A 17919-nucleotide genomic window follows, 5' to 3' on the forward strand; every position below is an offset into this window, starting at 1 on the left:
AATTACTCTTAAAAAAATAACCAAATTATATTTAAAATAATTGATTCTTTTCATAGAAGAATGTTTTCTGTTTTTCAAGTATTAATTTAATTCTTTATCTATAAAAATAGGGTAATAAAGATTATTGCTAATAGCATTTAATGGCTTCCTAACTAGTATTTTTTAGAAAATAAAATTTATTTAGAGTGGATGATTAAAAACTATACTAAACTAATTAATTAAACAAAATTTAATGATAATGAAAAAAACATCCTTTTTTCTGTTATTGTCCATGCTCTTTTTTTTGCATTGGGCTCAAGGTCAGGTCTCTAATTCAGTTGTTTATGATTTTAGAGATGGAACTATAATTTCCAATCAGCAAAGTACTGATGCAAAATTAACTTTAGGAGGGAATTATTCATATCATGGAGCTCAGTATGGGCTTGCGATGAAGGTTGATGGAACAATATCTATTTCTTTAGATGGAAGTTCAACAATAAGATTTCTAGGTTCGAATTATTCAGGATTAAATGTGAAAGGAACTGCAACGATTGATGGTGACTTAGGAATTCAGGTTGCAAAAGTAGCTAATGATTTAACCGATACTTTTGATTTTGTATATTCTGGATCAGCAGCAACAATAACATTTGCTACACTTGCAGGTACTGGTAACGACCTTTATTTGCCGTCTATTGAAGTTATTCCTGCTCAATTGGGTAAAGATTTTACAACTGCCGAAGCAAATGTTATATATAATTTTGATTTAAGAGATAATAGTATTTATGCTAGTGGTTCGGGAAATCATGTAGAGTCAGGACTGATTGTTATTGACTCTGGTAATAGTAATGCATTAAGCTTAAATGGTTCACAACATGGAATCACTTTTAAAGATGGTAATACTATTACATTACAGGTGGCAGGTAATAGTAAAATTAGAGTCGCTACTGATCAATATTCTTCAGGTGCAATTAGTGCAACAAGTACAACAGGTGTATTTGATATAGCTTCTCAAAATAATATTGGAACAACTTATAGTGATGGAGTACAAACGTGGGTAGATTTTTTATACGTAGGAACAGAAGGTACTATAGTGTTAGAACATGTAGATGGAGGAACAGCATATTTACCCTACATACAAATTGCCCCAGTACCACATGAGGTTTCATTAAGTTCATATGTGCAAAAATCAGGAATTGTTTCGTTAGGTGGTGTTGATATCACTCTTACTTCTGGACTTACACCAGCAGATAACGCCATGATTACAGTTAGTGAAGGTATTGTTATTTCTGAATCTAAAAATAGTGGAAAAGTAGCAATTAATTTAGAGGGAGCTAATTTATCAACCATTACTCCAGTAGTTTCTGGAGATATTGCTTCAGCAGTAATTAATGAAAATGAACTTAAAATCACTTTTGTTAACGAAGCTACGGATTCTAAAACCTTTACTATTATATTACATGATAATGGTGTGTTAAATAATGTTGTTTCTTACGATTTTAGAGATGGAACCATTATAAGTGCAGGGCAAAGTATTGACAATAAGTTACTTTTAGGAGGAAATTATTCACATCATGGAACTCAATATGGGCTTTCTATGAAAGTTAACGGTACAATCAGCCTAGATGTTGATGGAAGTTCTACCATTAGGTTTTTAGGTTCTAAATATTCTGGTTTAGATGTAAAAGGTACAGCTAGTTCAGATGGAGATTTAGGAATTCAAGTAGGTAAAGTAGTAAATGACTTATCAGATACTTTTGATATTGTTTATTCAGGACCAGCAACTACTTTAACATTTACCACAGTTGCAGGATCAGGAAATGATTTATATCTACCATTAATACAAGTTATTCCTTCTCAGTCAGGAGTGGCCTATGCTTCAGCGGAAATTAACATTCCTTATTATTTTGATTTTAGAGATAATACTATTGTGCCTAGTGGAGCACCTGGAAATGTTATAATAGAAAAAGGATTGGTTAAAATAGAATCAGGATCTTCAAATGCATATGCATATCACGGAACCCAGCATGGAGTAACTCTTAAAGATGGAAACATCATTACACTTCAAGTATCTGGTAATAGTAAAATTAGAATAGCTTCTGATCAGTATTCTGGAGGAACTATTAACTTATCGAGTACAACAGGAGCTTTTGATACTTCATCACAAAGTAATAATACGGGAACTACATATAGTGATATGAATCCAACATATATAGACTTTACATATATTGGAGAGGAAGGAACAGTGATAATTACTAATACAGGTGGTACCAGTTATGTACCTTTAATTGAAGTATTACCAATTGTTTACGAAATGAGCTTAACTCCGTGGAAGAAAAGAACAGGTACGATAACTATTAACGGAAGTCAAATTGATTTTGTATCGGGTACTGAGGCTAGCGAAACAGCAACAGTTAATATTGATAATGGTACAGTGTTTAGCAGTACAAATACGGAAGCCTCAATTGAAATTGATTTAGGAGGTGCAGACTTATCGTCTTTTACACCAATAGTTTCTGGTGATATTATATCAACATCGATAGATGGAAACATACTTACGATAAACTTTACAGATGATGGAAATGACCCAAAGTCATATATTTTTAATATTTCAGATAGTGGAACAATTGTAGGCGCAACACCAGGAGAAACCTATATCTATAGTTTTGCAGATGGTTCGGAAATGCCACAAACTAGTTATACATCTTTAAGGTATAATATATTCAAAACAAGTGATGGAATTGTTACTATGAATAGTAATACTACAGAAGAGTCTGGACAGTTTGGTTTTCATGATGCAACCCATGGAGGTGTCTTTTTCCCAGGAAATTCATTTGATATTATTGTTGCAGGTAATGCTACTGTTACTTTTATTGTAGATCAATATGGCTCTGCAACAGATGCCATTTTGGAATTTAAAGATATTAATGGTAACGTAATAGGAAATATTCCAGCTCAAAATATTACAGAATCAATTGATGGTGTTCCGATGAATTTTAGTTATACAGGAGCAGCAGGTAAAATTACAGCAACAATATTAAGTGAAGAATATCCTAGTGCCGAAATTTATTTACATGGAATGTCTGTGGAAAATGCAGCAACTATTGAAACTTCTAATGGGAAAATTGATGTATGGGATTTTGGTGCAGAGCAATTAGATTCACAATTATATAACAACAAATTAGATGAAGATAAAATTAACGCTTGGTACAGTGCTTCTATTCAAGTGGGGAGCTCAGCATCATCAAACACTTTACCTTCATGGTCAGAAGGGATATTAAGTTGGGTAGGAGGAACAAATGACCGTTTAAGAACAAACAATACAAATTTAACTCGTTATGATGAAAATTTGAGTAGTGTTGAGGGATATAATGGAAGAATTTATGTAAATGGTGCAGGTGCTATTGGAAGATATATGAGTCTTACATTAAGTAAAGATGATGAAGTGTCAATAGCAATGTCCACACAAAATGGAAATGGGAGTATTCACTTTACTTATGTTGCAGATCCAGAAGTTCAAGATGATGTAGTAAGTGTAAAAACAAATAGCGAGGTTTCAATTGTTAAATTTGTTGCAAAAAATGCTGGTTCCTACCGTATATATGATAGTGTAGATAAACCGAGTTACTTTAGAATTGAAAGAAATGATGCGGTATATAAAACTTTAACAGGTAATGTTGATATAAGTCAAGCAGATGGGATTTCTAATAATTATGGAATTACATTTACTAATGAGGCAGGTAAGACATGGTCTGTGTTTCCATCAAATGGAGTTTATAGTATAAATTTACCACAGGGATATAACTATAACTTAAGCTTAAAAGATGCAAATGGTTATGTAATTAGTACTTCTAATTCAATTTTACTAGAAGAAGTTACAGGTTCATTAGATATAAATATTGAACGAGTAGAATTATATACAGTAAGTGGGAGTATTACTGGTCTTGGATCTAATATTTCTAATGCTGTTATAACTTATACTACAGATACATATGCAAATAAAATATTTATTCCAGAAATAGTGATTGACGTTGAAAATTCAACTTACACAGTTCAATTAGAACCAAATACGGAGTATACAATCAGTGCAAAAGGGGTTAATGATTATGAAATATTAGCAAATACAATAACTATTGGAGCGGCTAATGAATCTACAGATATAGATTTTTCTAAAAAAATGTTATATGATGTAATAATCAATGCACCGGGTTTAAGTGCAACACAGTTGAGTAAACTTGAACTAACATTTTCTAATTTAAATGAGTTGGGGTATGAATATCATTTTACAGATGTTACAAATATAGCATTAAGAGACGGAGTTTATACTATTGATTATTCTGGGTTAGATGAGTATCCAATTACCTTAGCATTAACATCAAACACAACTATATTAGGAAAAGATGTTTCAAAAGATTTAGAATTTAGTCCAGTAACAAATTGGAGTTTTGATGATAAAGAAATTTTGAATACTGATACACATTATAAAGGATTGGTGTTATCTGGTATTAAAAATGAAAAGGCAAAAGGTCATATAATAGGTTCTAACGAAAGTTCTATAGAGGTTCCATTAAGTCCAGGGCAAAAAATGATTGTGACTTATTACTACGCTGCAGAATTTACCATTAATGGAGGAGAAACAATTATAACATCAAGTGGTAGTACTTCTTCTATGGAGTTTGTTGAATATGTTTATCAAGGAAATACTGCCGGAACAGTAACTATTTTATGTTCAGGATCAAGCTCATCTTATTTAACAAATATAGAAGTGAAACCAGTGGTTGCTTTTAATTCATTAATTACAGTAGGAATAGGTAAGGATTACGAAACTATTAATGAAGCGTTAAATGCAATTGCAGAGATGAATCGTCCAAATAATGAGCGTGTCACGGTAATGATAGATCCAGGTAATTATGAAGAAATGGTAGTAATTAATAATCCAAATATAACATTTAAAAATGCTTCGGCTACACCAAGTATAGACTTGTTAAATAAAGGGGTTGATATTGATGCTAATGCAGTAAGAATTACATCATACTATGGAACAGGATATAATTATTATAGTCAGGATACAAATAACAAATGGAGTGCTAAAGCTTTGGAGGTAAACACTGAAAATGGTTATCAATTATATGAAAATAAATCGGGAACCACTAATGCTTCATATTGGTGTGCTACTATGGTTATTTTAAGTGATGGATTTATTGCAGATAATATTATTATTGAAAACTCATTTAATCAATACATTTCTAAAAAAGAATCTGAAGATATCGTATTGACAACTAATGCATCTCCAAGTGGTGGAGAAAGACCAAAAACATATGGAGATACATCGGTTCAAAATAGAGATTTAGGATATGTTGAAAGAGCAGCTGCTATTGGTGTGGTTGGAGATAAAACAATTTTAAATAATTGTCGTATTGTAGGTCGTCAAGATTCTTTTTATGGCCAGCACAATTCAAGAATTGTTGTATATAAAGGAGCTATAATGGGGGCTGTAGATTATTTGTTTGGAGGCATGGTTGCGGTATTTTATCAATCAGATTTAGTACTAAACACGAGTGATGCTAGTAGTGATGTTGCTTATATAACAGCAGCACAACATTCAGGAGGTAGAGGTTATTTAATGTATGAATGTAATATTAGATCTGCTGAGCCAGGTATTGAAACTGCATCAATTAATTATGGTAAGCCTGGTTATTTTGGTCGTCCTTGGGCTGCTACTACTAGTGAAGTTGTGTTTTATAACACAAAAATAGCTAGTTCTCAAAATCCATTATATAATGGACAGTCTATGATTTTTAAAGAAGGTTGGAATAATACTTTAGGCGGTGAATCTCAGTTTATGTATGAATATGGTACTATTGAAGAAGCATCGGATGTTAATAATTTTGCAACTAGAGCTTCCTGGTCTACGGTTTTAACAACACCTGTCTTAGAAGATAATACAGAAATTACACCTTTTAGTTTTACCAAAGGAAATGACGGTTGGGATCCAGTTAATCAGCTTGATTTTTTAAGGATAGAGCCTTTAACCAATAAAGAAAATAGTGTTGATGTAAAAGCATATAATGATAGAGTGTATATAAGCCATGTAAATTCTAAAACTAAAATTAAAGTATACAGTATTACAGGAATGTTAATAAAGTCTTTAAGTACTATGATTGATACTGAATTTAATCTTCAACAAGGATTTTATATTATATTATTAGAAAATGTAGAAGGAAAAAAAAGCACTAAAATTTTGATGAATTAAAAAAGTAATACATTATAAATTTAGGAAGGAGATACTTAATTAAGAGTATTTCCTTCTTAATGATCAAGAAAAAAATAGTCAATTATATTAACAATTAAAATTAAAAAAGGATGAAAAAAAGATTACTTATTCTATCATTAATTGCCAGTATTTATAATACAAATGGGCAAAACAAAATCTGGGATTTTGGAGGGGATGCTACTTATACAAGTGCAGCTCAAATTGCTATGTGGCCGGTAGCGGCGTATAACGCTGCAGAAGGGACAACAGTAGTAAAAGACGGTTTAACCTTAGTTGGAGACAATTCAGGTGATAAATTTGGACAAATAGAAAATTCTGGAGGTAAAACATGGGATGCAGGTACTCCTGATGAGTATACTGCAATTAATCGTTTTAAGTTTAATGGAGGTTCAGATCCAGTAGATTTTATGCCTAGTATTAGTTATTTATCATTTCCTGTTACGGGACCAGTAGATGTTAAGGTTTGGTTCAGATCCGGAAGTAGTAGTGCAAATCGAACACTATATATATCTGATGGTACGAGCTTAATAAATTCTTTTGATGCAATTGTAGATAATACAGATCCCGAAACGATTATAGGTAACTACACAGGTACAGGCGGAACAATATACATATATACATCTAATTCTTTTAATTTATATAAAATTGAAGTCAAGGAATCAAATCTTGGAATCAGACTTAACGAAGCTATAAAGACAAATGTTAAAGCAATGGGTAACAAGGTTTATGTTTCTGAGGTAGATACAGATACTGAGATAAGTATTTATAGTATTACAGGGGCACTGATAAAAAAAATCCAAACAAATAAAGATGTAAACTTTATGATGAAATCAGGCTTGTGGATTGTTAAAGTAAAAACAGATAAAGGAATTAAATCTTTAAAATTAGCAACTGAGTAATCTTGACCTTATATAGACAAGTATTAATAATTTGTATAAACACCTCTAAGCTTCTTAGGGGTGTTTTGTTTTTTTTAAATTAATTTAAACATAAAAATGATAGGAAATCAAATTTTGGAGACTTATAAATCCTAAACATATATTAGCGAGTTATTACTATATAGTTTTTTATTTTTGTTTTCTAAAAAAGAAAAGAATGAAAGAAGAAATTTCTTTAATGCCTAAGAGTGACAATGCGGGGTTATTTATTGTCATTTCAATTGTGATGTTTGTGTTGGCTACAGAATATATTGTTGCTAGAAGAAAAGGAAAAAAGATTTTTAGGTTTGAAAACACCATTGCTAACATTTCTATGGGAATTTTTGATAGGATTGCAGGAGTTTTTATGGTACCCGTTATCTTTTTTTTCTATCACTATTTACATGAATATTTTGCTGTTTTTAAAATTCCACAAACCACCACTTGGTTTATTGTCGCTGTATTAGTGTCTGACATTGTTTGGTATTTTTATCACTTAGCTGGTCACAGAATTAATCTTTTTTGGGGATCTCATATTATTCATCATCAAAGTGAAGATTACAACTATAGTGTAGCTTTTAATTTAACCCCTTTTCAGGTTTTTATTAGAATTATGTTTTGGTCTATTATGCCTATAATAGGTTTTTCTGCGGAGGTTGTGTTAGGAACTCATGCGGTTTTAGGGTTGTATCAATTTTTATTACACACCCCTTTAATTCCTAAACTTGGAATTATTGAAGAATTTATGGTAACACCTTCACATCACAGAGTACATCACGGTAGTAATCCAGAATACTTGGATAAAAATTATGGAGGAATATTCATTATTTGGGATAGGTTGTTTGGGACTTTTAAAAGAGAAGAGGCAGAGGTAAAGTATGGAATTACTATGGATATTAATTCTAGAGATTTTGTAACAGGTGTTTTTCATTATTATGCCAATTTGCTTCATATGATGAAACAAATGCCAACTTTTGCAGGGAAGCTAAATGTTTTGTTTAAAGGACCTGATTGGGTGCCTGCTACAGGAGAATTACATCATTTGCCATTGTATGTGGAAAAAGGTTCTTATCAATACAAAACTTATTCTTTGTTAGAGAAAATCTATATTATTGGTAATATTGTTTTGGTGGCTTTGGTACTATGTTTTATGTCATATAAAATCGCAGAAATTCCTAAGTTTGGATTAGAGGTGATGACTTTTTACATGCTGGTTACCTTGGTGTCTATAGGTAGAATGGTAGAAAAGCAATCAGTTAAAAGCATTGAGATCTTTAAGTATTTAGTTGTTTTTGCTTACTTATTGTATTCGTTTACTTAATTGCTACTGAAAGCTTATATTTGTTTTTAGAATAGCACCACATGAACGAAAACCTAAATCCAGACAATACAAATTTTTCTAGTGATGAACTTGATGTAGAAAAAAAGTTAAGACCGCTGTCTTTTGATGATTTTACAGGTCAAGAACAAGCTATTGAAAATCTTAAAATATTTGTGGAGGCAGCAAATATAAGAGGTGAGGCATTGGATCATACTTTGTTTCATGGACCTCCAGGATTAGGAAAAACAACCTTAGCTCATATTTTAGCAAACGAACTAAATGCAGGAATTAAAGTTACTTCAGGACCTGTATTAGACAAACCAGGAGATTTAGCAGGATTGTTAACAGGTTTAGATGAACGTGATGTTTTGTTTATTGATGAAATCCATCGATTGAGTCCTATTGTAGAAGAGTACTTATATTCGGCAATGGAAGATTTTAAAATCGATATTATGATTGAGTCTGGGCCCAATGCTAGAACGGTACAGATTAATTTAGAACCATTTACCTTAATAGGAGCGACTACTCGTTCAGGATTATTAACAGCACCTATGCGTGCTCGTTTTGGAATTTCAAGTAGACTACAATATTACGATACAGAATTGTTAAGTACCATTGTTCAGCGAAGTGCACAAATATTAAAAACTCCTATAAGTATGGAGGCTGCTATCGAGATAGCAGGAAGAAGTAGAGGAACTCCTCGTATTGCCAATGCTTTGTTGCGTAGAGTAAGAGATTTTGCTCAAATTAAAGGGGATGGAACCATTACTGTTGAAATAGCTAAGTATGGTTTAAAAGCTTTAAATGTAGATGCTTTTGGTTTAGATGAAATGGATAACAAAATTTTAACAACCATTATTCAAAAATTTAAAGGAGGGCCAGTTGGAATTAGTACTTTGGCAACAGCAGTGAGTGAAAATGCCGAAACTATTGAAGAGGTTTACGAACCGTTTTTAATTCAGCAAGGATTTATTATTAGAACACCCAGAGGTAGAGAAGTAACAGATTTGGCATATAAACACCTAGAGATTTCAAAACCTAGAAGTCAAGGAGAATTGTTTTAAGCTATGAAAAATATATTTCCCATATTAGAATGGTTACCAAAATATTCTAAAGAAAAATTAAAAGCAGATATTATTGGTGGTTTAACAGTGGGAATTGTATTAATTCCGCAAGGAATTGCCTATGCTTTAATAGCAGGTTTACCTCCTATTTATGGTTTGTATAGTGCTTTGTTACCACAAATAATGTATGTGATTTTTGGAACTTCACAACGTGTAGCTGTAGGACCTGTTGCTATGGATTCTTTAATTGTAGCTGCAGGTATTTCTACTTTGGCTGTGGCTGGAACAGAAGCCTATATTTCTTTAGCTATATTACTCGCTTTTATGGTGGGGCTTTTTCAGTTTGTATTAGGAATTGGGAAATTAGGGTTTATTGTTAATTTTTTATCAAAACCTGTTATTAGTGGTTTTAGTTCAGGGGTTGCCTTAATGATTGGAGTGAATCAACTAAAAAATTTAACAGGAATTAACATTCCTAGAAGTAGCCACTTACAAGCGATTGTTTATTCCTTTTTTAAGAATGTTCAAGATTTAGAAATTCAAACATTTGTGGTAGGAGGAATTGCCATTGCAGTGTTGTTTACGGTTAAATCCATTAAAACCAAAATACCGGGACCTTTGTTGGTAGTGATATTAGGAATTTTGATTTTACATTTTTTTCATGATAGTTTATCACAGGTGAGTGTGTTAAAAGAAATTCCATCAGGATTACCTTCTTTTAAAATGCCAACGTTTACTTTTAAAATGATGGCAGATGTGTTTCCAATAGCCATTACTTTGGCAGTGATAGATTTTTTAGAAACCATTTCTATTGGAAAATCATTGGAACAAAGTACAGATGATACAATCATTCAACCCAATAAAGAACTGGTTGCTTTGGGAATGATGAATATGGTGGGAGCAATGTTTAAATCTTATCCAACAAAAGCAAGTTTTTCTAGATCGGCTGTAAATGATGAAGCAGGCTCTAAAACCGCATTAGCAGGGCTGTTTTCTGTAATGGTTATTGTTATTGTTCTACTCTTTTTAACCTCTTATTTTTATTACTTACCTAAGGCTGTTTTGGCAGCCATTATTATGGTTTCAATCATTAAATTATTGGATTACAAAGAAGCGATAAGACTATGGAGCTTGAATAAAAGTGATTTTTGGATGTTGGTTGCTACTTTTTCTGGAACAGTGTTTTTGGGAATAAAGGAAGGAATTGTAATAGGAGTTGTATTGTCTTTAATGATGTTAATTGCTAGAACATCAAGGCCACATGTAGCTGTTTTAGGAAGAATTCCAAATACAAATATTTTTAGAAATATAGATAGATTTGAAGCTGTAGAAGTTGATGATGAAATTTTAATTCTCCGATTTGATGCTCGTGTCTATTTTGCGAATGCCAATTATTTTAGCGAAGTATTACACACCAATGTAAAACGTAAAGGAGCTGCTCTAAAGCTGATTTTATTAGATTGTGAATGTATTAATGGAGTAGATAGCACAGCTATTCAAATGATAGATGCTGATATTGATTTTTATAAAGACAAAGGAATAGAAGTATTCTTTTCTAATGTAAAAGGACCTGTTAGAGATATGCTTACCAAAAGCGGAATTGTTAATAAATTAGGACGTCAAAAATTCTTTATCAATAACAATGATGCTGTTACTTATTTTAAAACAGGTAAGTTAGATAGAGATGAAGACTTGACCAATTATATTGGTCAAGCCAACATTTAATATTTTTATGCTTGATGCATTGGAGATAATAAATCTGTTACTGTTTTTACAGGATTAAAAGTTTCAATAGGTACTTCTACAAAAACAGTTAACCAATCTGCCATTCCACCATTCCATAAACCAGGTAATTCTAATCCTTTTACTGGTTTACCACCTACGCTTTTATCGGTTACAAAAACAGCATCATGATCTACAAATTGGGTTAAATCAAATTTATTTCCTTCAAAATCTCTTACAGAACAAACAATATCTACTGGGTTAAAGTGAGTAGATTGATATAAAATATCTAACTGTTCTTTGTTTGTTTTGTCTATTTGAGCACCTTCAATAATTTGTAAAGTAGATTCAGTACAATTTTTCTTTACCCAAAAAGGACCACCACCGGCATCTCCTTGGTTTTTAATCATTCCACAAACTCTGATAGGTCTGTTTAAAAGATTGAATAAATATTCGGCATTACAATTTTCATCAGTAACATTAATAAAAAAGTTTTCAATTAAGAAAAAACGAATCTCTTGAAGATTTAAATCGTCTGACTTTTCTTTAATTTGTTTTAAAAATTCGTGTATTTTTTCTTGTAATAATAATAATTTTCCACCAAGTATTTGTTTGTACTTAATGGTTTCTTCCATGTGATTTTGATGGCTTACATTGTCAATATTTTTAATAAAAACAATATCAGCATCTAAATCATTTAGGTTTTCTATTAAAGCACCATGTCCACCTGCTCTAAACACATAATTCCCATTCTCATCTTTAAAAGGGGTGTTGTCATAATTTACAGCTATGGTATCAGTGTTTGCTTTTTGTATGGAGAAAGTTATATTAAATTTGATATTAGAATTATCATAATTACTTTCTAAATATTCTTTAACGGATTTTTTAAAATCATCAATAAAAAGAGGGCTAACGGTAAAATGAATGTTTACTGTTTGATCTTTGCTTACACAGTAATGTACGCTTTCGTCAATTTGTTCTTCTAAAGCAGATTTGTTATCAATATCATATTGATGAAATCTAATCAATCCTTTAGGAGTATTTTGATAATTTAAATGTTCCTTGCTAAGGATGAAATTTAAAAAAGACAATTTATTAGTTAGGTTGTCTAACTTTTTAATTTTAGGGAAAACTTTGTTAAACTCAATAATAATATCCTTGTAAAAAGGGAATTTATGTAGGTTGTTAAAAAAATATTGAGACATAGCATTGTTTATCTTGGTTACGTAAAATTCAGATAACCCTTTAAACATCCTTGATGCTAGTCCTGATGCTGGCGTAAATTTATAAATCACCAAATCTTGTTGTTTGATGTTGTAAATATTCATTAATTTACTTCTATCAATGCTGTCAATAATTTTAATTCCATCATTAATAGTAGCAATTCTATCTAATTCTAAGGTTGGTGTTCCTTTTACAAATGCAATTAATTGTCTTGTTAATTTTTCATTAGATATTCCTCTTTTGTCAATTTCTTCCTTTAATTTTCTTTCTAGTCTCATAACAGATTACGGTTAAAAAATATCATTTAGTTCAAATGCAGTTCCAATAACCACTAGGGTTGCTCCCGCTTTGTGAATTTCTTTAATTTTTTTTAGAGTTCTAATTCCTCCTCCTACAATAATAGGAATATTTAAGGAATTATATACTGCGTTAACAACATCTTTTGCTACTGGTGTGCTTGCTCCACTTCCAGCTTCTAGATATAAAATTTTCTGTCCCATGTACTGTCCAGCAATTGAAGTGTTAACAATGTGTTCAATGTTTTGTTGACAAATAGGTTTGGTTTTAGAGACTTTAAGAGTACTACTCTCGGTTCCTCCATCAATTAAAAGGTACCCTGTTGGAATAATTTCTAAAGTACTTTTAGATAAAAAAGGAACTGCTTTAACTTGTTGATGAATTAAATATTCAGGATTGTCTCCAGAAATTAAATTCAAAAAAAGCAAAGCATCAGCATAATTAGTTAAATGCGTATAGTTACCTGGGAAGAGAATTACAGGTTTAGTAATATGTTTTTGAATTTCTCTAGCAATCATTTCTGTTTGATTTTCACAAACAGTACTACCACCTAAAAGCATATAATCTACTGGAGCATTGTTAATTCTATAACAAATGGTTTCTACATCAGCTAAAGAAACTTTATCAGGATCTACCAAAACTGCAATTAATTTTTTATTCTCTTTTTGAGCAGTTTGTAATGTTTTAAGCAAGTTCATTGTTTGTAGTAGCTATGGCTAAAGAATAATTTTCTATTTGAAAAAAATAAATATCGCAATTTTGTTTTAATTCTGGAGTATTAATGTAGCCTTTGGCATTTAGTTGGTTCATTTTTAAAACTATTAAGTCATTTTTAAAACTCATGCCTCCACAAGGGTGAATTTTAAACATAGCTTCTTTTCCTCCCCAAATAAAAGTTAATTGTTTGATATACTCCTTATCACTTAAATTATTTTGCTCTAAATCCGTAAAACGATGTTTGATGACTTTTATTTTGTCTCTATTTTTTTCAAGATCAATTCCTATACTTTCATTAGAAATAACAATTGCCGAAAAATCATAAGAATGGGTAATAGAAATATGTTGATGATTTCTTAGTAAGGGTTTTCCAAATTCATTGTAAAATAAATCGTCATCATTAAGGTTGATGTGTTTTAACAAATGTCTAATACTTAAAAATCCTTTTTGATGAGATTCTGATTTCATCAGATTTACTCTATTTAAACTGTTTTTAGATAAGTACATATCTCTTAAAACATTAATGCTTTCAGTTATTTTCCAAACGTAAACTGTGGTGTTTGGGTTAATTTGGATTGTTTTAAATAAAGGCATTTATTATAGTAAGGATTTCGTAAATTTGCAGTCTAAAAGCAACAAAGATAGTAATATGAGTTTAGAAACAACATACGTTCCTTATAAAGTAAAGGACATCTCGTTAGCAGAATGGGGTAGAAAAGAAATCCGTTTGGCAGAATCTGAAATGCCAGGATTAATGAGTATTAGAGAAGAGTACAAAGGTAAAAAGCCATTAGCAGGAGCAAGAATTGCAGGATGTTTGCATATGACAATCCAAACAGCTGTTTTAATTGAGACTTTGGTTGATTTAGGAGCCGATGTAACTTGGTCTTCTTGCAATATTTTTTCTACACAAGATCAGGCAGCAGCAGCTATTGCAGCTACAGGGGTTCCTGTTTATGCTTGGAAAGGTATGAACGAAGAGGAATTTGATTGGTGTATTGAACAAACTATTTTCTTTGGGGAAGATAGAAAACCATTGAACTTAATTTTAGACGATGGTGGAGATTTAACTAATATGGTATTAGATAAATATCCAGAATTGGTTTCTGGAATTAAAGGTTTATCAGAAGAAACAACTACAGGAGTTCACCGTTTAATTGAGCGTGTAAAGGCAGGTACATTGCCAATGCCAGCAATTAACGTAAATGATTCTGTAACAAAATCTAAGTTTGATAATAAATACGGATGTAAAGAATCTTTAGTAGATGCAATTCGTAGAGCAACAGATGTAATGATGGCTGGTAAAGTAGCTGTGGTTGCAGGATATGGAGATGTTGGTAAAGGTTCTGCTGCATCTTTAAGAGGAGCTGGAGCAAGAGTTATTGTTACAGAAATTGATCCTATTTGTGCTTTACAAGCAGCGATGGATGGTTTTGCTGTAAAGAAAATGGATGATGCCATTAAAGAGGCTGATATCGTAGTTACTACTACTGGTAACAAAGATATTATTGTAGGACGTCATTTTGAAGCATTAAAAGACAAAGCTATTGTTTGTAATATTGGTCACTTTGATAATGAAATTGACATGGCTTGGTTGAATAAAAATTACGGAGCTTCTAAAGTAGAAATCAAACCTCAGGTAGATTTATACAATGTAAACGGAAATGATGTGATTATTTTGGCAGAAGGACGTTTGGTAAACTTAGGATGTGCAACAGGACACCCAAGTTTTGTAATGTCTAATTCTTTTTCTAACCAAGTATTGGCTCAGTTAGAATTGTGGCAAAATGCTGATGCTTATGGGAATGATGTTTATACATTACCAAAGCATTTAGATGAAAAAGTAGCTCGTTTACACCTAGCTAAAATTGGTGTTGAGTTGGATACTTTGTCAGAAGATCAAGCAAAATATATTGGAGTAGAGGTTGAAGGACCATACAAACCAGAATATTACAGATACTAAAAATCTTGTATTTTTAAACAAAAAAGCCTCACAATTGTGAGGCTTTTTTTATGCTGATAAATATGTGTCATGACTTTGCTAGATGACCATTGTTAAAGGTGTTCGAGCGTAGTCGAGAACTTAAATTTATCAATTATGTTTTACTTAGTTGATAGGAGTTAATTGATGTTTTGTTCTAGTAATTTCACTTTTATCATCACATTCATCAAACAAGGTTTCTAAAGTTTTGTTAAGAATTGGGTGATTAAAATTAGAAACAATTTCAATCAACGGAATCAATACAAAATTACGGTCTTGCATTCTTGGATGTGGAATGGTTAAGTTTTCAGTATTGATAATTTCATCATTAAAAAATATGATATCAATATCTAAAGGTCTTGCCTGGTAACCTAAATCTCCAACATTTCTAGTTCTTCCTAATTCAGATTCAAAAGTCAATAAAGAACCAATTAATTCGTTTGCTGTTAAAGAAGTTTCTAGCGTAAGTGCAATATTAAAAAAATCATCACTCTTAAATCCCCAAGGAGGTGTTTGGTATACAGAAGATATTTTTAAAATCTTTCCTAAAGTGGAAATTTTTTTAATAGCATCGTTTAGGTTTTCTAGTTTGTTTCCTAAATTAGTTCCTAAAGATAAATGGGCAATGTTCATTAGTGTATCTCTCTTTTGGCAAAGAAATCATTTATATTTGTTTTAATAAAAAAAATCAGAGCATGAATTTTATAAAAAGTGTATTGTCATCATTATTAGCTATTTGGATAACCATTGTTGTTTTTGTTGTAGTTGCAGTTGGAGTAGTGGTTTCTTTAAGTAATGACATGGTAAAAGAGGTAAAACCTAACTCAGTTTTAGAAATTGATTTACATGGAGAAATTAATGATTACAGTCCTTTTGGAATAGATCCTGTTACAGAAATGTTAGGAATTACAGAACAAACTATTGGTTTTAATAATTTATGTAAGGCTATTGAAAAAGCAACTTATGATGATGATATCAAAGGAATTAGTTTAAAAAATATTCCAGAAAACATGGGCTTGGCTCAATTAACTGCTTTGAGAAAAATGTTACAAACGTTTAAAGGTAAAGATAAATTTATCTACGCATTTAATGATACATATTCTCAAAAACAATATTATTTAAGTTCTGTGGCCGATATGGTTGCTATTTCTCCCTTAGGATATGTAGAGTTAAAAGGATTACATTCTGAAGTGATGTTTTATAAAGATTTTCAAGAAAAATATGGAGTAAAAATGGAGGTCATCAGACATGGGAAATATAAAAGCGCTGTTGAGCCTTTTATAGCCAACGAAATGAGTGATGCCAATAGAGAACAAATTAGCGAATTAATTAAAAGTGTTTGGAGTGAAGTTAGTAAAGAAATAGCAGTTTCTAGAAATATTAATGTAGATGAGGCGGTTAATAAAATGTATGGTCAATCTTCACAAATGTCATTAGAACATGGATTGGTTGATAATTATATGTATGCGGATGAATATGATAATTATATCAAAGGAAGATTAGATACGGAAGAACTTGAAAAAGTATCTATTTTGGATTATATGAGTAATTTATCTTTATTGAACTTAGTTGAAGAAAAAAATAAAATAGCTGTTATTTATGCTCAAGGAGAAATTCAATATGGACAAGGAGATATCAATATCATTGGTCAGAAAAAAATGATTGAAGCTTTAGAAGATGCAGCTAAAGATAAGGAGGTAAAAGCAATTGTTTTTAGAGTAAATTCTCCTGGGGGTAGTGCTATGGCTTCTGATTTAATTTGGAATGCAGTTGAAAAAGCCAAAACAGAAAAGCCAGTAATTGTTTCTATGGGTAATTATGCAGCTTCAGGTGGGTATTATATTGCTTGTGGTGCTGATAGAATTTTTGCTGAACCAACTACTATTACGGGGTCTATTGGAGTGTTTGGAATGTTACCCAATGCAGCAGAATTGGCAAAAGAAATTGGGGTGAATTCAGAAGTAGTAAGTACACATAATAACGGAGCGTATTATAGTGTGGTAAAACCTGTCGATGATCGTTATAAAAAGGTGATAAAAGGAGGAATTGAAAATATTTATGATGAATTTCTACAGCGTGTTTCACAAGGCCGAAATATGACAGTAGAAGAAGTTGATGCGATTGCACAGGGTAGAGTTTGGACAGGAGTAAAGGCTTTAGAAATTGGTTTGGTTGATGAAATTGGTGGTTTAGATGCAGCCATAAGCTATGCAGCAAATTTGGTTGATGCTAAAGATTATAGTTTAAAAGAAATGCCAACATATGATATGGACTTTAAAGAAATGTTTAATTTAAATCCGTTTGCAAAAAGTAATATCAATGGATTGTTGTCTCAATACAATTTACAATGGTTAGCTAACACCAAGGAGTTAATGGAGGCTAAAGGAATTCAGGCAAGAATCCCTTTTCAAATGAATATTGAGTAA

The 17919-nt window shown here is 31.5% G+C and carries 11 protein-coding genes; 7 read left to right on the forward strand and 4 right to left on the reverse strand.

What is annotated here, in order from left to right:
- Nucleotides 1–238 precede the first annotated feature (238 nt).
- From QVZ41_RS05120 to QVZ41_RS05140, 5 genes are all read left to right on the forward strand, one after another.
- Nucleotides 239–6229: a pectinesterase family protein gene (locus tag QVZ41_RS05120; RefSeq protein WP_302883484.1), complete on the forward strand. Its 5991-nt coding sequence runs from the start codon at nucleotides 239–241 to the stop codon at nucleotides 6227–6229.
- A 110-nt stretch (nucleotides 6230–6339) separates the two neighbouring features.
- Nucleotides 6340–7149 carry a T9SS type A sorting domain-containing protein gene (locus QVZ41_RS05125; protein ID WP_302883485.1) on the forward strand — a complete coding sequence of 270 codons (810 nt, stop codon included), beginning with the start codon at nucleotides 6340–6342 and terminating at the stop codon, nucleotides 7147–7149.
- A gap of 196 nt (nucleotides 7150–7345) precedes the next feature.
- A complete protein-coding gene (locus QVZ41_RS05130) occupies nucleotides 7346–8488 on the forward strand; it encodes a sterol desaturase family protein (protein ID WP_302883486.1) in 1143 nt (380 codons plus the stop codon).
- A gap of 41 nt (nucleotides 8489–8529) precedes the next feature.
- Nucleotides 8530–9552, forward strand: coding sequence for a Holliday junction branch migration DNA helicase RuvB (gene ruvB, locus QVZ41_RS05135; protein WP_302883487.1), 1023 nt, complete (start codon nucleotides 8530–8532; stop codon nucleotides 9550–9552).
- A gap of 3 nt (nucleotides 9553–9555) precedes the next feature.
- Entirely contained in the window at nucleotides 9556–11277 is a 1722-nt protein-coding gene (locus QVZ41_RS05140; protein WP_302883488.1) for a SulP family inorganic anion transporter, read from the forward strand.
- A 5-nt stretch (nucleotides 11278–11282) separates the two neighbouring features.
- On the opposite strand, the gene QVZ41_RS05145 is transcribed toward QVZ41_RS05140, so the two are convergent.
- From QVZ41_RS05145 to QVZ41_RS05155, 3 genes are read right to left on the reverse strand one after another with little or no spacing between them, the layout of a single operon-like run.
- A complete protein-coding gene (locus QVZ41_RS05145) occupies nucleotides 11283–12776 on the reverse strand; it encodes a DUF4301 family protein (protein ID WP_302883489.1) in 1494 nt (497 codons plus the stop codon).
- Nucleotides 12777–12788: 12 nt separating this feature from the next.
- Nucleotides 12789–13493, reverse strand: a complete 705-nt coding sequence (locus QVZ41_RS05150; RefSeq protein ID WP_302883490.1) for a phosphoglycerol geranylgeranyltransferase — start codon at nucleotides 13491–13493, stop codon at nucleotides 12789–12791.
- The gene (locus QVZ41_RS05155) at nucleotides 13480–14106 is read right to left on the reverse strand and encodes a 4'-phosphopantetheinyl transferase family protein (RefSeq protein WP_302883491.1); all 627 of its coding nucleotides are present in this window, start codon (nucleotides 14104–14106) and stop codon (nucleotides 13480–13482) included. Before QVZ41_RS05155 ends, QVZ41_RS05150 begins: the two co-directional genes overlap by 14 nt.
- A 55-nt stretch (nucleotides 14107–14161) precedes the next feature.
- Between QVZ41_RS05155 and ahcY the strand changes: the two genes are divergently transcribed.
- Complete coding sequence (gene ahcY / locus QVZ41_RS05160) at nucleotides 14162–15475, forward strand: adenosylhomocysteinase (RefSeq protein WP_302883492.1); 1314 nt, start codon at nucleotides 14162–14164, stop codon at nucleotides 15473–15475.
- A 144-nt stretch (nucleotides 15476–15619) separates the two neighbouring features.
- Here ahcY and folK read toward each other — a convergent pair whose 3' ends face one another.
- On the reverse strand, nucleotides 15620–16126 hold the full coding sequence (gene folK, locus QVZ41_RS05165; RefSeq protein ID WP_302883493.1) for a 2-amino-4-hydroxy-6-hydroxymethyldihydropteridine diphosphokinase: 507 nt from the start codon (nucleotides 16124–16126) through the stop codon (nucleotides 15620–15622).
- Nucleotides 16127–16188: 62 nt separating this feature from the next.
- Between folK and sppA the strand changes: the two genes are divergently transcribed.
- Nucleotides 16189–17919 carry a signal peptide peptidase SppA gene (gene sppA, locus QVZ41_RS05170; protein WP_302883494.1) on the forward strand — a complete coding sequence of 577 codons (1731 nt, stop codon included), beginning with the start codon at nucleotides 16189–16191 and terminating at the stop codon, nucleotides 17917–17919.

It is taken from the genome of Wenyingzhuangia gilva, assembly GCF_030519655.1.
GTDB classification, from domain to species: domain Bacteria; phylum Bacteroidota; class Bacteroidia; order Flavobacteriales; family Flavobacteriaceae; genus Wenyingzhuangia; species Wenyingzhuangia gilva.